The organism is Acutalibacter sp. 1XD8-33, assembly GCF_003612555.1.
Taxonomy (GTDB): Bacteria; Bacillota; Clostridia; order Oscillospirales; family Acutalibacteraceae; genus Acutalibacter.
Map to the genome: position 1 here is coordinate 63,466 of NZ_RAZF01000013.1, position 17,989 is coordinate 81,454.

Here is a 17,989-nt window from a genome sequence, read left to right on the forward strand (position 1 = left end):
GTCTATTGAATTTTCCCTTTTTGGAAAGGAAGGATAAATATGAAGTCGCATTTCCGGTTCAGGCTACCCAAACGGATTGCCAGCGGGCTGATGGCCCTTCTCATGGTGGCGGCGGTTCCCGTTTCCGTCATGGCCCGCACAGCGGAAGAAGTGGAGGCCGAGCAGAAGCAGCTGGAGCAGGAACGCCTGGAATTGCAGGCCAAGCTGGAACAGCTGCGGGAAGATGAGGCCCAGAAACAGGAATATCAGGAGACGCTGGAGAAGAAAATTGAGGTGCTGGAAACACAGATTTCCACGGCCAACCGGGACATCGAAGAGCTGAACGGCAACATCAATGAGCTGACGCTAAAACTGGACAAGTCGAAAGATGAAATGTCTGATACCATTGAGCAGTTCCGTCAGCGGGTGGCGGCGATTTATCGGGCTGGTTCGGTAAGCACTCTGGAGGTTTTGCTGAACTCTAACAGCTTCAGCGACTTTTCCATGCGCTCTGAGCTGCTGAACAGCGTAAGCCATCACGACCAGGAGCTCATTGACAAGATTTCCCAATATATGGACGATACCCGGGACGAACGAGAGGAACGGGAGAAGCAGAAGGCCACGGTGGCGGACCTGAAAAAGGGCCTGGAGGCAAAGCAGAAGGAACTGGACGAGCTGTACGCAGAGAACGCCCAGGCCATTGCGGACCTGCAAGGCGCCCAAGGGGCCACGGCGGAAGAGCTTGATCGGAACGAGGCCGAGATGGATGCCAATGTGGCGGAAATGCAAGCCATTATAGAGGAGCAGAAGCGAAGGGAAGAGGAAGAGCGCAAGCGCCGGGAAGAGGAGGAGCGCCGCCGTCAGGAGGAGGCCGCTGCCAATGGCGGTTCCGGCGGAGGGGGAGCTACCACCGCGCCCTGGACGCCCAATACCAGCGGCGGCGTGGAGGGCTTCCGGCCCTGCTGGCCCATGCCCGGTGTCACCTATATTTCCGACGAGTATGGCGGAGCCCGAGGCCACGGCGGCATGGACATTGCCGGTCCTTATTATACCCCGATTGTGGCGGCGGAATCCGGCACGGTCATCGACACCAATACCAGCGGCTGGGGCGGCGGCTGGGGCCACTATGTGCTCATCTACCACAACGATACTTATAGCACCCGCTATGCCCATATGAGCGACCTGAACGTCTCCACCGGCCAGTATGTGAACCAGGGGGATGTGATCGGTTGGGAGGGCAACACCGGCGACTCCACCGGCCCCCACCTGCACTTTGAGGTATATCAGAATGGCGTGCGGGTAAACCCGAGGAATTTCCTGTTCTGATGATGAACGCCCCTGCCAGACCCAGGCTGATTTGTTGTCGGCCATAGGGGTTTGGCAGGGATGTTTTTTGCTTGAAACTTAGAGATGTCTAGGTTTCAAGCATTTTTGTTTATATACCCGGTGAGTTTGATAAGGCATTCTTCAAGTGGAAGATAAAGCCAAAAAGTTTGTAAATTTGATGCTCTGGGAGCTTTCTGATTATAGACAGCCAGTTGGCTTTTACAATTTGGATAGAAAGGGCCGGGAAAAAGCCGGGGGGGCTGTAAAGGAAGGATGGCTAACGGGTTTGACCCTACAGGGCGATTTGGAGGATTTGTTACAGAATGGGAAAACGGCATAGCCCGTAAGGCCACGCCGTTTTGATGCTGAATTTTGGCAGTTTTGAGCGTTGCCCGGAAAAAACCGTCTGGGAGCCTTTGTGGTTTGCCTAATATGGCTGAAAGCACAGGTCCAAGTCCACGGTCGTCTCAATGCCCGGCACCGTGCCGGACTCGCTATACTGCCACATGCGAAAGTGATAACATACTGCGGGCAGGGGGTTATAGTCCGCGTACCAGAAATCGAAATCCTTCAACATCTCCAGATCATAAAAATTGTAGGCTTGATTCTTATTAAAATAGACGCAGGGTATGTAACCGGCTTTTTTTATTCTCTGGCAAAAGGCTTGGGCGCATTTGCTCACCGTGTCTCCAGAGCAGTCCAAAGCCCGCAGGGTGTTGGCCGGAAGGTCCTCGCTGGGCACAGGATCTTCCCAGTCGAACACAATAGGGTACTCCAGTTTCGCCCCGTCCAGCTTTTCCAACACATATTCGGCCTCTTCTTCCGCCTCGTCCTCGGTCACCGCCTGGGAGAAGAAATAGACCCCCCGCTTGATTTCCGCCGCTTCCGCCTGCTGGAAATTCTCCTGGAATTTGCTGTCCTCGGTGAGCAGCCCCTGGGTCATGCCCCGATAGCCAACCCGGATAATGGCAAAGTCGATACCCGCCGCCTTTACCGCATACCAGTCAATATCCCGCTGGAACTCAGAAATATCAATGCCGATGCTGGCTTCTTTGTACCGTTTGAGGCCGTCCTCTCCAGTGGAAAATCCTTTTGGGTCATATTTGTTTTCGGGCACATCGAAATCCGGCACGATCATTTCGCCGTTATAGATATCTTCAATCAGCCGCATCCCCTCCGGGATGACGCGGGTGTTCTCGCCCTGGGGCTGATTGGGCTCTTCGTGGCTTTCCCGGGTAGCGAACACAATAATCAGTACAATCAGCACCACAGCCAGGGCCACTGCTGCGCAGATCAGAGCCAGTCGCCGGATTTGAGCTTTGCTTAAACCGTTCATCCATTCCTCCTAGGGTTTATAGGTTTTAAAGGAAATATTGACAGGCACTTTCTCGGAAATGCCCGGCACTTCCCCCTCTTTTGTGTACTGCCAGATTTTGAAATCATAGAAAAAGCTGGGGGCGGGCCTGTACTCCGCATACCAAAGATCATAGTTGGAGAGCCGGGAGAGGTCCAGCCGATTATAGGCCATGCTTTTGTCTGCGTAATAACAGGGAGTGTATCCCGCGCTTTTGATTTTTCCACAGAAAGCGTCGATAAACCCTGTTACCTGGTCGCCGTTGCACCGTACTGTGCGGGAATTCTCATCCTGACTGCCGTCGTCTTTGAGCTTGTACTCCCAATAAAAGGCCACGGGATACGTCATGGAATAGTCCCGGATATGTTCCAGAACAAAGCTGGCCTCCGCCTCTGCCTCTGCGTCGGACACAGCCTGAGAGTAGAAGTAAACCCCCACAGGCAGCCCGGCGTCTATGGCGCCCTGGATGTTCTGTTCAAATTTGGAGTCCGCGATAATCCTGCCCCGCATATACTCCCGATGGCCTACCCGGATCATGGCGTAGTCCACCGTGTCTTTCACCTGCTGCCAGTCGATATCGCCCTTCTTCTCGTTCACGTTGATGCCCACATAGGTCTTTTCCGGACCCACATACTCGATCACGCCCTTGTCCTCGGTAAAATCGTCGGGCATGTAGGTGTTCTGGGGGATCCCGTCATAAAACGGGATGGTGGTGTTGCCCTCGTACAGGTCGTTGACCTCCGCCGACGAGCCCGAGCGATGGATGAGCTCCACCGCGCTGTTCCGGGGCCCCTGGGCCAGGGTTACGGCGGAAATGGCGATGATAACCACCACCAGAAGGGCGGTTACAGCCACAAAAAGATTTCTTCCCATTTTCATGGCGGCCATCCTTTCCTTTGGAAAATTTCAGGAAAAATAAAGTTTTCCAGTATTATTATATACGATATTCCCGAAAAAGGCAAGCAGGGGAATAAAATCCCCCAAATTTCCACTTTTTTTAGTCCTTGCCCTTCGGGGAAAAGTCTGGTAAAATAGAGTTATATTTTATAGTAAAATCCACTTAAATCGGTAAATATCGTTTTTAGGCTGGACGGCTACGCCGCCTGTTCAAAATATCTTTTTGGACTTGATTAGTTATAATTATACGTATTGCAATTCGAAAGGACTTTTCTCTATGGACCTTCGCCCTCTTAGCCTTGACCAACTCCGCGCTATATACCGTTCCTCCCTCGCAAGAGATTTTCCCCCCGACGAGCTCATGCCCTGGAAGCGTATGGAAGCCTTGACCTGGGAGGGAGCCCAAACGGCCCTGGGCTTCTTTGACGGTCAGGACCTTGCCGCCTACGCCGTTTTCATCCGGAATTCTGCCGCCGCTCTTCTGAATTACTTTGCTGTGGAGCCCTCCCGGAGAAACCAGGGAACCGGCTCCCAGTTCCTCCAGATGCTGAAGGGATATGCTGTGAAAGAGGGACTGGGCTATGTGATTTTCGAGGTGGAAGCGCCGGAAGCCGCCGCCACACCCCAGGAGGCTGGCCTGCGCCGCAGAAGGATCGACTTCTATCTGCGGGCGGGGGCCCAGCCTACAGGGGTAAGCTCCTGGCTTTACGGCGTGGACTACCGGATCATGATTCTGCCTGCCCATGGCCAGGAGGGATCTTCTATACGGGACCAGGAAGTGGCCGCTTCTCTGGAAGCGCTCTATCATATTGTCGTGCCCAAGAATCTAGGCCGGGGCAGGGTGTTCGCGGATGTGTGCCGGGTCCGCTCCGCAGCGAAAGAGCACGGGCAGTTCTCCCGGGAGTTGGGCAGGGCGCTGACGTTTCTCTACCGGGGCCGGCGGAAATTTATGGGGGAGAGCCTGAAGGAGTATGATTTTGTCGGGGCCATGTACATGATCCTACTCCATGTGGACCGCCATCCCGGAGCCAGCCAGGACAGCATTGCCAGCCACATGTATCTGGAAAAATGCAACGTGACCCGGCGCACAAAAAAGCTGGAGGAATTGGGCTATCTCTACCGAGAAACGGACCAGAGCGATCGCCGGCAGAACAAGCTGTATCTTACGGAAAAGGGCAAGGCCTTGGCGCCGGTGATCCGTAGCCGTCTGGGCAGCTGGGGGGACCAGGTGAGCGCGGAGCTGACAGAGGAGGAGAAACGCACGCTGCTGGCTCTGCTTACCAAGATGACCGGACAGGACAAACGGTGAGAATCCCAGAAGGTATGCCTTTTGAGTGAAAGCGGGTTTACGCGCTTGTCTTTCGGAAACATAAAATGCAGAAAACAAGGAAAGGATTGAAATCCATGAAAGATGGTTTTTTCCGGGTGGCGGCGGCTACCCCAGAGATTGTAGTAGCCAGTCCGGAAGAGAACGCCCAGCGAATCGGGGAGCTCATCCGGGAGGCGGCGGAACAGGGGTGCGGGACGGTATGCCTGCCGGAACTGTGCCTGACCGCGTATACCTGCGGAGATCTATTCCATAACCAGGCGCTGCTGAAAGGGGCGGAGCGGGCCCTTGAGAAATTGATGGAAGAGACAAAAGACCTGGACATTCTGTGTGTGGTAGGGATTCCGGTGGCTTCCCAAGGCTCCCTCTATAACTGCGCGGCAGTGTTCCATAAGGGCAGGCTGCTGGGCCTGCCGGCTAAGAGCTTCATCCCCAATTACGGGGAGTTCTACGAGGCCCGCTACTTTTCTCCCGCCCGTCCGCCCAAGGAGATCGTCTTTTGTGGGCAAAAAACCTGGCTGGGCGAGGGCTTGCTCTTCCCCTGCGAAAATGTGGAGGGATTCACCGCCGGGGTGGAGATCTGCGAGGATCTGTGGGACGCGGAGCCTCCCAGCATTGGTCTGGCAAAGGCCGGGGCTACCGTGATATTCAACCCCTCGTGCAGCAATGAAGTGGCAGGGAAAGCCCAATACCGCCGGGATCTGGTGCGCATGTGGTCCGGGCATATCCTGGCCGCTTATGTGTATGCGGATGGGGGATCGGGCGAGTCCACCGGAGATATGGTATTCGCCGGGCACAATATCATCGCGGAAAACGCCGCTGTGCTGGGGGAGAGCCAATTGTTTTCCACCGGCCTGACCGTAGCCGAGGTAGATCTGGAAGAGCTCCTTTTCGAGCGCCGCCGGACCAATACCTGGACGGACGGGGAGATCATGGGACAGATACGAATCCCCTTCCGGTATGACAGGACGACGCTGGAGCGGTTCTCCCCCCGGCGGCGGTTCTCCCGGCAGCCCTTCGTGCCCCAGGACCCGGCCACACGGGAGGAGCGCTGCCAACTGATCCTCACCATGCAGGCCCAGGGCCTCGCCACCCGCCTGAAGCATATTAGCTGCAAAAACGCGGTGGTCGCCTTCTCCGGCGGGCTGGATTCCACCCTGGCGGCGCTGGTCACAGTGCGGGCCTTTGATATCCTGGGCCTGCCCCGCAAGGGCATCCTCACCATCTCCATGCCCTGTTTCGGCACCACGGAGCGGACCCGGCGCAACGCGGAGACCATGGCCCGGGAGCTGGGGGTGGAGTTCCGGGAGCAGTCCATCGCAAAGACAGTGCTCAGTCATTTTGAGGACATCGGCCAGGACCCCGCAAACTACGACGTGACCTTTGAGAACGCCCAGGCCCGAGAGAGAATGCAGGTAGCCATGGATCTGGCCAACCAGCGGGGCGGGATCGTGGTGGGCACCGGGGACCTGTCGGAGCTGGCTTTGGGCTGGGCCACCTACAACGGGGACCATATGTCCATGTACGCGGTGAATGCCGATGTGCCCAAGACCCTGGTGCGCCATCTGGTGAGCTTCGAGGCCCAGCGGCTGGGGGGGGCTCTGGACGAGGCTCTGCGAGACGTGCTGGACACCCCGGTGAGCCCGGAGCTACTGCCACCCAAGGACGGGGAGATCGCCCAGAAAACCGAGGAGCTGGTGGGACCCTATGAGCTCCATGACTTCTTCCTCTACCACATGTTGCGTCACGGTTTCGGGCCGGGGAAGATCTACCGTATGGCTTGCCGCACTTTCTCGGAAGACTATACTCCGGAGGTGATCAAGGGCTGGCTGCGAGTGTTTACCCGGCGGTTTTTCACCCAGCAGTTCAAGCGCTCTTGCCTGCCGGACGGGCCCAAGGTGGGTACCGTGGCGGTGTCTCCTAGAGGGGACCTGCGGATGCCCAGCGACGCCAGCGCGGCGCTGTGGCTCAAAGAGATCGACGAGTTGTAAGGCTGGGTGCTGTGTTTTAAGACCTTGGAGGCTCTGCCTCCAAACCACCGCCACTTTTGAAAAAGTGGACAAAACTTTTGCCCTGCCTCCTCACTTCGTTCGTCGCAGACAATTAGCGTTTTTAGCTCAGCTGACCAACGTAAAAGTTTTGCTCGAGCTTTTTCAAAAGCTCGCAGGGTGTGGGACGGAGTCCCACGACCTTTAGAAAGGAGCAATCAATCGTGAATATTCTAGTGACCATGCCGGTAAGCGAGAGACAGACAGAGGCCTTAAGGCAGGCGGGAGCCGGGGCAGAGCTGCGGTTCCGCCTGGGCGAGGACCTGCCCTCCGGTCGGGGCGGGGCCCTGCCCTTCGACCAGCTGGTTCCGGTCCCCAGGTTGGAGCCGGAGGACGTGGCCTGGGCGAACGCCGTTCTGGGCAACGTGGACCCACAGCTTTTGAAAACCGCCGGGGACCTTCAGTGGGTCCAGACCAGCAGCGCCGGGGTGGAGCCCTATATTCAGCCGGGGGTTCTGCGCCCGGGGACCCTCCTCACCAACGCCACCGGGGCTTATGGCCTGGCCATCTCCGAGCACATGCTGGGGATGCTGCTCTCGGTGATGAAGAAGTTGGAGCTCTACCGGGACGCCCAGCGCCGGGAGGACTGGGCCAGTCAGGGAAACGTGGCCTCGGTGTACGGGGCAAAGGTCCTGGTACTGGGCATGGGGGACATCGGCGGGGACTTCGGCCGGCTGTGCAAGGCCATGGGCGCGTACGTGGTGGGCGTGCGCCGCACGGAGGGCCCCAAGCTCGACTATGCCGACGAGGTCCGCCTTATTGGGGATCTGGACCGGCTTCTCTCAGAGGCGGACGTGGTGGCTGTGACCCTGCCCGGCACCCCGGCCACACGGGGCCTGCTGAACCGCCGGCGCATCGAGAGCATGAAGCCCGGCGCGGTGCTGCTGAACGTAGGCCGGGGGTACATCGTGGACACTGAGGCCCTGTGCGATGCCCTGGAGAGTGGCCGTCTGGGCGGGGCCGGTCTGGACGTCACCGAGCCGGAGCCCCTGCCCAAGGGTCATAGGCTGTGGCAGATTCCCACGGCGGTGGTGACTCCCCACGTATCCGGCGGTTATCATCTCTGGGAGACCCATGAGCGGATCGTGGGGATCTTCGAGGAGAATCTCCGGAAATTCCTGGCCGGAGAGCCTCTGCGCAATCAGGTGGACTTCTCCACCGGATATCGGAAGCGGTGAGGTCCATGGAAAAGGAGCACTATCTGGATAACTCCGCCACCACCCAGGTGCTGAAGGAGGCGGCGGAGGAGGCGGTCCGGCTGATGGTGGAGGACTACGGCAACCCCTCCTCCTTGCACAGCCGGGGATTTCTGGCGAAAAAAGAGCTGGAATCCGCCCGGGAGAGGGTTGCTGCCCGGCTGGGGGCCCGGCCCGAGGAGATCTTTTTCACGGGCGGGGGCACAGAGGCCAACAATCTGGCCCTGCTGGGAGCGGCGGAGGCCCGGAAGCGCCTGGGCCGGAAAATCGTCGTCACGGCGGTGGAGCACGACTCGGTGCTGAACGCCGCCCGGGAGCTGGAGCGCCAGGGCTTTCAGGTGGCGTATGTGGAGCCGGAGCCCGACGGGACCGTGGATCCCCAAAAGCTGGAGGAGGCCATCGATTGGGAGACCGTGCTGGTCAGCGTGATGCTCTGCAATAACGAGACGGGGGCCCTGCTGCCTGTGCGGGAGACGGCTCGGGCCATTAAGCGCAAGGGGGCCCCGGCGCTACTTCACACGGATTGCGTCCAGGCATTCTGTAAGGTGGACTTCTCTCTCCAGAAGTTGGGGGCGGATCTGTGCACCGTCAGTGGCCACAAGGTCCACGGGCCCAAGGGGGTAGGGGTGCTCTATGTGAAAAAGGGCGTGCGGATCCTCCCCCGAGCCTTCGGCGGAGGCCAGGAAAAGGGCCTGCGGTCCGGCACGGAGAGCCTGCCCCTCATCGGGGCCTTTGCCAGAGCCGTGGAGCTGGCCCCCAGGCCGGGAGAGCTCCAGGCCCGGATGGAGGGCCTTCAAAGCCTGCTCCGCCGGGAGCTGCTGTCCATCCCAGGGGTGGAGCTGAACTCCCCAGAGGGCGGCCTGCCCTATATCCTGAACTTCTCCCCGGTGGGCGTACGGGCGGAAACCATGCTCCATTTCCTGGCGGAGCGAGGGGTCTTTGTATCCGCCGGATCCGCCTGCGGAAAGGCCAAGCCCAGCCATGTGCTGGAGGCCATGGGTCTGCCCAGGGTGCGGGTATCCTCGGCCTTGCGGGCCAGCTTCTCTCGGTTCACCACAGAGGAGGACGTAAAGGCTCTGGGGTTGGGAATCCGGGCGGGACTGGAGAGTCTTGCGAAGGAATAGTGAAAAAATACCAGAAGGAGGAGCGGCGGAATGGGAAGATACAAAGCGGTGTTTTTTGACCGGGACGGCACGCTGGTCCGGGGGGATCCGGAGTGGACGCGCTTCCGGGATGAACACCTGGAGCAATGGAGCGGAAGGAAATTTGACAGCTCCTACGACTATTTCATGAAATTCTTTGAAAAGGTGGAGCGGGGGGGATTCCCCTTCGCGCCCTACAAAACCGTGGACCAGGAGATGGACTTCTTCCGCCAGTGGTATCTCTATGTGTTCGAGGACATGGGCATCACGGAGAAAACCGCAGAGCGGGCGGACATGCTGGTGGAAAAGCTCTGGTATCTGAAAAAGCACCCCTACCCGGAGACGGTGGAGGTGCTGGAATATTTTCGGGGAAAGGGCTACAAAATGGGAGTGATCAGCGACTCTACGCCCTCCCTGGAGATGACCCTGGAGGCCTGCGGGCTGCACCGGTATTTTACCAGCTTCACGGCCAGCTCTCTGGTGGGGGCCGAAAAGCCGGACCCGGCGATTTTCCGCGCGGCCCTGGAGGCCCAGGGCGTCACGGCGGAGGAGAGCATCTATGTGGACGACTATCCCCCCGAGGCGGAGGGCGCCCGGAAGCTGGGATTCGCCTCTTTTCTTTTGGACCGGCAGGGAATCCATCCGGAGGACCCCTTCACCATCAGCAACCTGCGGGGGCTGGTGAATTTTGTGGAGCGGCAGGGGGGGATCCTCAGACCCCTGACCAATCGGACCGGTCAAAACTATCCAGGGTAAAAATTTCGTCCACCTTTTTAAAGGTGGCGTGGTGTGGAGCGGAGCTCCACGGTCCTGCCGGAGAACGCGGGGAAGATTGCCAGTGGCAATCGTTCTGACCTGACCGAGTCGGCAGACGAGACCCTGTGCGTTCGGAGGTCACACCGTATCACTCTAGAAAAGTATGCTTTTTGAGAGATCGTGTGCGTAGCCACTTGTCTCTCAGAAAGTATAAGATCATGATAAGGCTGGGTGAACAATATGAGAGAGGTTATTTTGCTGAAGCTGGGAGAGATCGCCCTGAAGGGGTTGAATCGCCGGAGTTTTGAGGAAGTCATGATGAAGAACATCAAGCGGCGGCTGGGAGACGCGGGAGAGTTCTCCGTGACGTCCCGGCAGTCCACCATCTATGTGGAGCCCCTGGACGAGCTGGCCGATATGGATCTGGCGGAGGAGCGCTGCGCCAAGGTCTTTGGCGCGGTAGGCTACACCCGGGCTGGGGCCACAAAAAAGGACCTTCTCCACATCCAGGAAAAGGCGGTGGAGTATCTCAGAGAAGAGTTGGAGGACGCTCTAAGTTTTAAGGTGGAATGCAAGCGTAGCGATAAGAAATTTCCCTATAAATCCCCGGAGATTGCCATGGAGGTCGGAGCCTACGTGCTGGAGCGATTCCCTCATCTGCGGGTGGACGTGCATCATCCCGACGTCACTGTCTGGGTGGAGGTGCGGGAGGAAAATGCCTTTGTCCACGCGGACGCAAAGCCCGGAGCGGGAGGAATCCCCGTGGGTACTGGGGGCAAGGGGATGGTACTTATCAGTGGAGGACTGGACAGCCCTGTGGCCGCCTGGACCATGGCGAAGCGGGGCCTGGAGCTCACCGCCGTCCATTTTGCCAGCCCCCCCTATACCAGCGAGCTGGCCCACGACAAGGTGGTGCGGCTGCTGCGAAAGGTGAGCAAGTACGCCGGGCGGATCAAGCTGGTGACCGTGGAGCTCACCCATCTCCAGGAGGAGATCCGGGACCATTGCCCGGAAGAGCTGAGCACGGTAATTCTCCGCCGGTACATGCTGCGGGCGGCGGAGCGGGTCGCCCGAGAGGAGGGCTGTCAATGCCTGATTACCGGGGAAAGCCTTGGCCAGGTGGCCAGCCAGACCCTCCAGGCCATCGCCTGCACGGACGCCGTGGCGGAAATGCCGGTGTTCCGGCCCTTGATCGGCAGCGATAAGGCGGAGATCGTCCGGACCGCTCGGCACATCGACACCTACGACATCTCCATCGAGCCCTACGAGGACTGCTGCACCATCTTCACCCCAAAGCACCCCCGGACCAAGCCCACCCTGGAGATGGTGGAGCGGGGGGAGGCCGCCATCGACGGGGAGGCCCTGCTGGAGGAGGCCCTGGGGAGCCTGTGGACCACCCAGATCAGCGCCTATTGATTTTTGTAAGGAGGAAACGGGTATGGAAGGATTCATCACGCCGGAGGGGCACAGGAATTTTCTGGCAAAAAAGCTCTTTGACCATATGGGCGCCATCCAGTGGGGCGCTCTGGCCTATATTGAGAAGGACGGCGGCGGACCGGAGGGAAACCACACCCACCCGGAGGACCATATCTTTATTGTAGCCGAGGGACAGGTGGAGGTCCTGCTGGGGGAGCGGTCCCATACCGTGAAGAAGGACGAGATGTTTTATGTGGACGGAATGACACCCCACTCCATCTGGAACCGGGAGGAGGAGACGGCCAAAGTGGTCAAAATCTCGGTGAAGCAGGAGGAGCCGGGCCGGTAAGCCGGAATTCCGGCTGTCTACGCGGCGTAGAATCCGCAAAAATCCACCATATTCTACGCTCCGTGTGTGGAAAAACCTCCGGCCAGGGGGTACAATGCAGACAGCACAGGGGAAAAGAGCCCGGCCCTTTTCCCTGTGCCTGTGAGAATGGCGGAAAGGAGGGAGCCATGGATCAGATCAAGACCGGCCGGTTCATCGCGGAGGAGCGCAAGCGAAAGGGCTTTACCCAGCGGCGGCTGGCGGAGGCCCTGGGGATCAGTGACAAGACGGTGTCCAAGTGGGAGTGCGGCAACGGCTTCCCGGACGTCTCCCTGTTGCTGCCCCTGTGCGGCCAGCTGGACGTCTCCGTCAACGAGCTCCTGGCCGGAGAACGGGTTTCCACAGAAAACTATCGAAAGAAAGCGGAGGAAAATATGGTGGATTTAATCAGAGAGGCCCAAGAGAGCAAAAAGAAGATCATTCTGTCCGCGCTGGTGGCAGTGATGATGTTGCTGGCGGCCATTCCCCTGATTGTCATCTCAGGAATGTTGGAGATGGCGGTCTGGCTGCGGGTGGTGCTTGTTGGCGTTGGCGCGGTGGAGATTGTTCTGGGCATTGCCGTTGCCTGCGTGCTGGACCATGATGCCGGGGCCTTTGAGTGCCCGGTGTGCGGCGAGCGCTTTGTGCCTGGTATGTGGGACTATGTGATGGGCGCCCACACCATTACGAAGCGTCGGCTGCGCTGCCCCCAGTGCGGTGCGAAAAAGTACTGCAAAAAGGTGATGACCAAAACCAAGTAATCCGGAGAAAACGGAAGAAAACAGAGCGGCAGCCGCATGGGGGGACTCTCTGTGCGGCCTTGCCGTGCTTTGCAGGAGGTATTTATGAAAGAGATCACAACCAGACAGTTCAGCATTTTGCGGGACCACATGGCCGTCTACCGGTTCATGGTGGAGATCTACGAGAGGGACTGGCGCAACGGCGTGGCCGCGCCCTTCTGGGAATACGCCGTGGCGTCCGACTGGATGGACAAGTCCTATTTGCACCGGTGCCGCATGTGGCTGGACGGGGAGACAATCGTGGGGTTCTGCTTCTATGAGGCCCCGGCCACGGACGTGTATTTCAGCCTGCGCCCCGGCTACGAGGACCTTGCCCCCGAGATGGTGGAGTATGGGGGGACGCATATGCCCCAGGGGGACGGAGCCCGGCGGCTGGTCATTTTTGCGGGGCAGGCGGCGGTGCTGGAGGCGGCGAAAGCGGCCGGCTACACCCAGTGCGGCGGCTACGAGAGCTACGTCTGCGACTTGGGGAGCCCCCTTTGCTACCCCCTGCCGGAGGGCTTCCGGTTCACGGAGCCGGGCGGGGTGGACGTGGCCAAGGCGGTGGAGTGCTGCTGGAAAGGCTTCGACCACGAGGCCGAGGAGGGCCCCTGGAACGGGGAATTCGAGCACGGCCACGCTCTGATGAACGCCCCCCACGCCACCCCGGAGCACCATATCGCCGTGATGAACGAGGCCGGGGACTACGTGTGCTACGGAGGCATGTGGTGGACGCCGGAAAATCAGCTGGCCTATCTGGAGCCCCTGTGCACCGTACCGGAGTACCGGCATAGGGGGCTGGCTGCGGCGGCGCTTTCGGAGCTCTGCCGGCGGATGAAGCCCCTGGGGGCCACCCACATGACCGGCGGGGGGAACCCCTTCTACAAAAAAATCGGCTACGGGCCGGGGATCCCCTGGACCTACTGGAAGAAGTGACGCCCATGGACATCCGGCTATACTATCAAGAGAGGGGGGCGGGGGAGCCGATGGTCCTCCTCCACGGAAACGGCGAGGACGGCGGGTACTTCCGGCATCAGATAGAATACTTTTCCCGGCGGTACCGGGTGATCGCCGTGGACACCCGGGGGCACGGGAAGTCTCCCCGGGGGATCGCGCCCTTTACCATGGGCCAGTTTGCGGCGGACCTGAAGGGGCTTTTGGACGAACTGGGCATCGAGGCCCCCATCCTCCTGGGCTTTTCCGACGGGGCGAACATCGCCATGAAATTCGCCCTCCGGTATCCGGGGCGGCTGAAAGCCCTCATTCTCAACGGCGGCAACCTGAACCCCGGCGGGATCAAGAGGCATGTGCAGATCCCCATCGAGCTGGGCTACCGGATCGCCCGTCGCTTCGGGGGCAAATCCCCGGAAGCCCGGCGCAATGGGGAGATTCTGGGCCTGATGGTCCACGAGCCCAATATCAGCCCCCAGGCGCTGGGGGCCGTCCGGGTCCCCACAATAGTTATTGCCGGAACCCGGGACATGGTGAAGCGGGCTCACACCGAGGAGATCGCGGGGAGCATCCCTGGCGCGAAGCTGGCGATCCTTCCGGGGGACCATTTCATCGCCGGAAAGCGGCCGGAGGCCTTCAACCGCGCGGTGGAGGAGTTCCTGGAAAAAATCCAGAACATGACGGCGGACGAGTGAAAGGAGAAAAAAGGATGTTGAAAAAAGCAAAGAAACCTCTTCTGTTCGTGCTGGGGCTTCTCCCCTTCGCGGTCATAGGAGGCTTCTTTACAAGCATATATGCCTGGGAGGGGTATACCCCAGAGGCAAAAGCGGAGATTCTGGGGCAGATTGCAAGCCCCCAGACGCTGTATCTCATGGGAACCGTGCAGACGGTGTTATACGCAGCCGTTTTCGGCTTTTTCGGCTATCTTCTTTCAGATAAGATCGGTCTGATGAGGCCGATCCGGTTTGAAAAGAGAGCCGTAATTCTCACGGCGGCACTCACATTGGTTCTGGGCGTGCTGCTGAGCTCGGACAGCTGGATATTCGGGAAACTGATTCCGCAGATTGGGGAGCTCTATGGAAACAAGCCGTCCGTCAGCACCTGGATTGCCTCCATTACGTACGGCGGCGTGATCGAAGAGGTCATGATGCGGCTCTTTGTGATGTCCTTGACCGCCTTTGCCCTGTGGAAGCTGTTCTTCCGGAAAAAGGAGGAAGTTCCCACAGGCGTATTGATTTCTGCCAATGTGCTGTCGGCGCTTCTGTTCGCGGCGGGGCATCTCCCCTCCACCATCACAATGTTTGGGGCAATTACGCCGCTTTTGCTGTTCCGGTGCTTTTTATTGAACAGCGTTGGCGGGCTCTGCTTCGGGCATCTCTATCGGAAGTATGGAATTCAATACGCCATGCTGTCCCATATGGGGGCGCATATTGTCTGGAAGCTGATCTGGGCTCTGTTCATTTAGAGCTTGCTCCCAGGAGCGGGGCCGTGCTGGCTATGGCCGAAAATCCCGTAGACATTTTAGCGAAAGGGAGGGGGTTCTGTGACAAAGGCGCTTTTTCTGGACTTCTACGGCACGGTGGTCCACGAGGACGGCGCGGTAATCCGGGAGATCACGGAGATGATCGCGGACGCCGGCAATGCCGGGAGCGCGGCCGAGATCGGGCGGTTCTGGTGGAGCAGGTTCCAGGAGATGTGCGGGGCCGCCCATGGGGCGCGCTTCGAGACCCAGCGGGCGCTGGAGCTCAGGTCGCTGGAGGATACCATCCGGCGCTTCGGCTCCGCCGCGGACGCCGGGGAGCTGAGCGGACGCATGTTCGCGCATTGGAGGAGACCGGAAATTTTTGAGGATACGAAGCCGTTCTTTGAACGCTGCCCGGTCCCCATATACATCCTGTCAAATATAGATTCTCAGGATATCCAGGCGGCGCTGGACTGTCACGGGCTGACGCCCGCCGGGGTGTTCACCTCTGAGGACGTGCGGGCCTATAAACCCCGGCAGGAGCTATTCCGGCTGGCGCTGGAGAGCACTGGGCTAAAGCCGGAGGAGGCCGTCCACATCGGGGACTCCCTCTCCAGTGACGTGAAAGGGGCGGCGCAGGCGGGGATACCGGCGCTCTGGCTCAATCGAGCCGGGCGGGATGTGCCGGAAGATACGGTGAGCATTCGCACGTTATTGGATGGTATTAAATATCTACAGGAAAGGTGATTGCGATGAACGCAGAAATTATTTCCGTTGGCACCGAGCTGCTTTTGGGCGCGGTGGTCAACTCCGACACGGCCATTGTGGCCAAGGCCCTGTCCGGGCTGGGCATTGACCTGCTGCACACCTGTGTGGTGGGGGATAACCCCCAGCGTCTAAAAGAGGCGGTGGAGACGGCCATTGGCCGCAGCAACCTGTTGATTATGACAGGAGGCTTAGGCCCCACTGCCGACGACCTGACCAAGGAGACCACCGCCGCTGCCGCCGGGAAAAGGCTGTTTTTGCACCAGCCCAGCCTGGAACGGATTCAGAATTACTTTAACGAGAAGCATGTCAGCGAAAACCAGGCAAAGCAGGCCTGGCTTCCGGAGGGCTGCGCCGTACTCCAAAACGACAACGGTACCGCCCCGGGCTGTGCCTTCCAAGCGGAGAATGGCTGCACGATCATCATGCTTCCCGGCCCGCCCAGCGAGCTGGCGCCCATGCTCCACAACTATGCCGTGCCCTATCTGGCAAAGGCCCAGGAGTGCACCATTGTCTCCCATAACGTTCATATCTATGGCAGGGGAGAGGCTCCGGTTGCCCAGATGATGGATGACCTGATGGACGGCCGGAACCCTACCCTGGCCCCCTACGCCAACGAGGGCGAGTGCTACCTGCGGGTGACCGCCAAGGCCGAAACCACGGAGGAGGCGGACCGGCTGTGCCGGCCTCTCATTGATGAGATCAAAAGGCGGCTGGGAAATTTTGTATACAGCGTGGACGTGGAGAGTCTGGAAGAGCTGGTGGTGATGCTGCTCCGGGAACAGGGCAAGACCCTGGCCACGGCCGAGAGCTGCACCGGCGGCCTGCTCAGCAAGCGGATTACGGATGTCTCCGGTTCCTCCGCAGTGTTCCATATGGGTGTGGTCACTTATGCCAACGAGGCGAAGGAGCGGCTTTTGGGTGTGCCCCCTGAGGTCCTGGAGACCCATGGCGCGGTGAGTCCCGAAACTGCCCGAGCCATGGCAGAGGGGATTGTGCAGGCCAGCGGCAGCAGTCTGGGCGTAGGGATCACTGGAATTGCCGGGCCGGAGGGGGGCACCCCGGAAAAGCCGGTAGGCCTCATCTATATTGCCCTCAGCGACGGGGAGGAGACATGGGTCATGAAGCGGGCACCTATCGGCCGCACCAAGAGCCGGGCCTGGCACCGGCACTGCGCAGCTTCCCAGGCATTGGACATGGTCCGACGGTATCTCACAGGCCTGCCGGTGGTGGAGGAGCACGAATATGAGGGAGACAAGACCCGCCGGGGGTGAGGGCATGGGGAAAGTGGTAGGACGCTTCGCCCCCACTCCCAGCGGGCGGATGCATCTGGGAAATCTGTTCAGCTGCCTCTTGGCGTGGCTGTCGGCCAGGGCCCAGGGCGGGCGGATCATCCTGCGCATGGAGGATCTAGACACCCAGCGCACGAGCCGGGCCTATGGGGAACAGATTATGCGGGATCTGGAGCTTTTGGGCCTTGACTGGGACGAGGGCCCCTATTGGCAGTCAGAGCGGGGGGAGTACTACCAGGAACGCCTGAAAGAGCTGCAAAGCCTGGGCGTGGTATACAAATGCTTCTGCAGCAGGGCGGAGCTCCACGGGGCGGCCAACCCGGCCAACGCCCCCCACGTCGCTGACGGCGATTATATCTATTCCGGAAAGTGCCGGGGCCTGGACGAGGCCAGGATCGCGGAGCTGGAGCGCAGGCGTTCCCCGGCCCTGCGGCTGGCTGTCTATGGAATGGAGAGTTTTACGGACCGGCACTATGGATATATGGAACAGGATCTGCCCCGGGAGTGCGGGGATTTCATCCTCCGGCGGTCGGATGGCGTGTTCGCCTACCAGCTGGCCGTGGCGGCGGACGATGGCGCCATGGGGGTGACGGAGGTAGTCCGGGGCCGGGACCTGCTGAGCTCCACGCCCAGGCAGCTGCAGCTTTACCGGTTATGGGGGATTGACCCGCCGGAATTTGCCCATATCCCCCTGCTGCTGGCCTCTGACGGCCGCCGGCTCTCCAAGCGGGACGGGGACGTAAGCCTGGATGCCCTGGGGGAGCGCTTTTCCCCGGAGGAGATTACCGGAAGGCTGGCCTGCTTGGCCGGGCAGCTGGACCGCCCTGAGCCGGTGAGAGCGGGAGAGCTGGTGAAAGGCTTCTCCTGGGAGAAGGTGCCGAAGGAGGACATTCTTCTGCCGGAGGGGTTCCTGGGCTAAGGTCCCCGGGAGG

General features: G+C 59.7%; 18 protein-coding genes. 16 read left to right on the top strand and 2 right to left on the bottom strand.

The window, feature by feature from the left end:
* Positions 1 to 39 precede the first annotated feature (39 nt).
* Positions 40 to 1,305 (top strand): murein hydrolase activator EnvC family protein, encoded by a 1,266-nt coding sequence (locus tag D7X94_RS10135; RefSeq protein ID WP_120427603.1) that lies wholly within the window; start codon positions 40 to 42, stop codon positions 1,303 to 1,305.
* Positions 1,306 to 1,732: 427 nt separating this feature from the next.
* On the opposite strand, the gene D7X94_RS10145 is transcribed toward D7X94_RS10135, so the two are convergent.
* Both D7X94_RS10145 and D7X94_RS10150 read right to left on the bottom strand, forming a co-directional pair.
* Complete coding sequence (locus D7X94_RS10145) at positions 1,733 to 2,641, bottom strand: glycoside hydrolase family 25 protein (protein ID WP_120427605.1); 909 nt, start codon at positions 2,639 to 2,641, stop codon at positions 1,733 to 1,735.
* A 9-nt stretch (positions 2,642 to 2,650) separates the two neighbouring features.
* Positions 2,651 to 3,538: a glycoside hydrolase family 25 protein gene (locus tag D7X94_RS10150; RefSeq protein ID WP_158590987.1), complete on the bottom strand. Its 888-nt coding sequence runs from the start codon at positions 3,536 to 3,538 to the stop codon at positions 2,651 to 2,653.
* A 295-nt stretch (positions 3,539 to 3,833) separates the two neighbouring features.
* On the opposite strand from D7X94_RS10150, the gene D7X94_RS10155 reads away from it, so the two are divergent.
* The 15 genes from D7X94_RS10155 (at position 3,834) to gluQRS (ending at position 17,976) form a co-directional block, all read left to right on the top strand.
* The gene (locus D7X94_RS10155; protein WP_120427607.1) at positions 3,834 to 4,865 is read left to right on the top strand and encodes a GNAT family N-acetyltransferase; all 1,032 of its coding nucleotides are present in this window, start codon (positions 3,834 to 3,836) and stop codon (positions 4,863 to 4,865) included.
* A gap of 95 nt (positions 4,866 to 4,960) precedes the next feature.
* Positions 4,961 to 6,874 carry an NAD(+) synthase gene (locus D7X94_RS10160; RefSeq protein WP_120427608.1) on the top strand — a complete coding sequence of 638 codons (1,914 nt, stop codon included), beginning with the start codon at positions 4,961 to 4,963 and terminating at the stop codon, positions 6,872 to 6,874.
* A gap of 221 nt (positions 6,875 to 7,095) precedes the next feature.
* Complete coding sequence (locus D7X94_RS10165) at positions 7,096 to 8,109, top strand: D-2-hydroxyacid dehydrogenase (RefSeq protein WP_243111254.1); 1,014 nt, start codon at positions 7,096 to 7,098, stop codon at positions 8,107 to 8,109.
* A gap of 5 nt (positions 8,110 to 8,114) precedes the next feature.
* A complete protein-coding gene (locus D7X94_RS10170) occupies positions 8,115 to 9,251 on the top strand; it encodes a cysteine desulfurase family protein (protein ID WP_120427609.1) in 1,137 nt (378 codons plus the stop codon).
* A gap of 30 nt (positions 9,252 to 9,281) precedes the next feature.
* On the top strand, positions 9,282 to 10,025 hold the full coding sequence (locus D7X94_RS10175; protein ID WP_120427610.1) for an HAD family hydrolase: 744 nt from the start codon (positions 9,282 to 9,284) through the stop codon (positions 10,023 to 10,025).
* A 33-nt stretch (positions 10,026 to 10,058) separates the two neighbouring features.
* Positions 10,059 to 10,199, top strand: a complete 141-nt coding sequence (locus tag D7X94_RS18465; RefSeq protein WP_158590989.1) for a hypothetical protein — start codon at positions 10,059 to 10,061, stop codon at positions 10,197 to 10,199.
* 66 nt (positions 10,200 to 10,265) lie between these two features.
* Positions 10,266 to 11,441 (top strand): tRNA uracil 4-sulfurtransferase ThiI, encoded by a 1,176-nt coding sequence (thiI, locus tag D7X94_RS10180; RefSeq protein ID WP_120427611.1) that lies wholly within the window; start codon positions 10,266 to 10,268, stop codon positions 11,439 to 11,441.
* Positions 11,442 to 11,463: 22 nt separating this feature from the next.
* Positions 11,464 to 11,790 carry a cupin domain-containing protein gene (locus D7X94_RS10185; protein WP_243111255.1) on the top strand — a complete coding sequence of 109 codons (327 nt, stop codon included), beginning with the start codon at positions 11,464 to 11,466 and terminating at the stop codon, positions 11,788 to 11,790.
* Positions 11,791 to 11,957: 167 nt separating this feature from the next.
* A complete protein-coding gene (locus D7X94_RS10190) occupies positions 11,958 to 12,569 on the top strand; it encodes a helix-turn-helix domain-containing protein (RefSeq protein WP_120427612.1) in 612 nt (203 codons plus the stop codon).
* Positions 12,570 to 12,653: 84 nt separating this feature from the next.
* Complete coding sequence (locus tag D7X94_RS10195) at positions 12,654 to 13,523, top strand: GNAT family N-acetyltransferase (RefSeq protein WP_158590990.1); 870 nt, start codon at positions 12,654 to 12,656, stop codon at positions 13,521 to 13,523.
* Between the two features lie 5 nt (positions 13,524 to 13,528).
* Positions 13,529 to 14,233: an alpha/beta fold hydrolase gene (locus D7X94_RS10200; protein ID WP_120427614.1), complete on the top strand. Its 705-nt coding sequence runs from the start codon at positions 13,529 to 13,531 to the stop codon at positions 14,231 to 14,233.
* Positions 14,234 to 14,247: 14 nt separating this feature from the next.
* Entirely contained in the window at positions 14,248 to 15,003 is a 756-nt protein-coding gene (locus D7X94_RS10205) for a CPBP family glutamic-type intramembrane protease (RefSeq protein WP_199715064.1), read from the top strand.
* Between the two features lie 78 nt (positions 15,004 to 15,081).
* Complete coding sequence (locus tag D7X94_RS10210) at positions 15,082 to 15,747, top strand: HAD family hydrolase (RefSeq protein ID WP_120427615.1); 666 nt, start codon at positions 15,082 to 15,084, stop codon at positions 15,745 to 15,747.
* A gap of 5 nt (positions 15,748 to 15,752) precedes the next feature.
* Entirely contained in the window at positions 15,753 to 17,039 is a 1,287-nt protein-coding gene (locus D7X94_RS10215; RefSeq protein WP_120427616.1) for a competence/damage-inducible protein A, read from the top strand.
* Positions 17,011 to 17,976, top strand: a complete 966-nt coding sequence (gene gluQRS, locus D7X94_RS10220) for a tRNA glutamyl-Q(34) synthetase GluQRS (protein ID WP_243111256.1) — start codon at positions 17,011 to 17,013, stop codon at positions 17,974 to 17,976. Before D7X94_RS10215 ends, gluQRS begins: the two co-directional genes overlap by 29 nt.
* Positions 17,977 to 17,989 lie beyond the last annotated feature (13 nt).

Coding starts and splice junctions, on each gene's coding strand:
- thiI (WP_120427611.1), top strand. CDS start 10,266: ATGAGAGAGGTTATTTTGCTGAAGCTGGGAGAGATCGCCCTGAAGGGG.
- D7X94_RS10175 (WP_120427610.1), top strand. CDS start 9,282: ATGGGAAGATACAAAGCGGTGTTTTTTGACCGGGACGGCACGCTGGTC.
- D7X94_RS10185 (WP_243111255.1), top strand. CDS start 11,464: ATGGAAGGATTCATCACGCCGGAGGGGCACAGGAATTTTCTGGCAAAA.
- D7X94_RS10215 (WP_120427616.1), top strand. CDS start 15,753: ATGAACGCAGAAATTATTTCCGTTGGCACCGAGCTGCTTTTGGGCGCG.
- D7X94_RS10145 (WP_120427605.1), bottom strand. CDS start 2,641: ATGAACGGTTTAAGCAAAGCTCAAATCCGGCGACTGGCTCTGATCTGC.
- D7X94_RS10135 (WP_120427603.1), top strand. CDS start 40: ATGAAGTCGCATTTCCGGTTCAGGCTACCCAAACGGATTGCCAGCGGG.
- D7X94_RS10190 (WP_120427612.1), top strand. CDS start 11,958: ATGGATCAGATCAAGACCGGCCGGTTCATCGCGGAGGAGCGCAAGCGA.
- D7X94_RS10155 (WP_120427607.1), top strand. CDS start 3,834: ATGGACCTTCGCCCTCTTAGCCTTGACCAACTCCGCGCTATATACCGT.
- D7X94_RS10195 (WP_158590990.1), top strand. CDS start 12,654: ATGAAAGAGATCACAACCAGACAGTTCAGCATTTTGCGGGACCACATG.
- D7X94_RS10205 (WP_199715064.1), top strand. CDS start 14,248: ATGTTGAAAAAAGCAAAGAAACCTCTTCTGTTCGTGCTGGGGCTTCTC.
- D7X94_RS10200 (WP_120427614.1), top strand. CDS start 13,529: ATGGACATCCGGCTATACTATCAAGAGAGGGGGGCGGGGGAGCCGATG.
- D7X94_RS10170 (WP_120427609.1), top strand. CDS start 8,115: ATGGAAAAGGAGCACTATCTGGATAACTCCGCCACCACCCAGGTGCTG.
- D7X94_RS10160 (WP_120427608.1), top strand. CDS start 4,961: ATGAAAGATGGTTTTTTCCGGGTGGCGGCGGCTACCCCAGAGATTGTA.
- gluQRS (WP_243111256.1), top strand. CDS start 17,011: ATGAGGGAGACAAGACCCGCCGGGGGTGAGGGCATGGGGAAAGTGGTA.
- D7X94_RS10150 (WP_158590987.1), bottom strand. CDS start 3,538: ATGAAAATGGGAAGAAATCTTTTTGTGGCTGTAACCGCCCTTCTGGTG.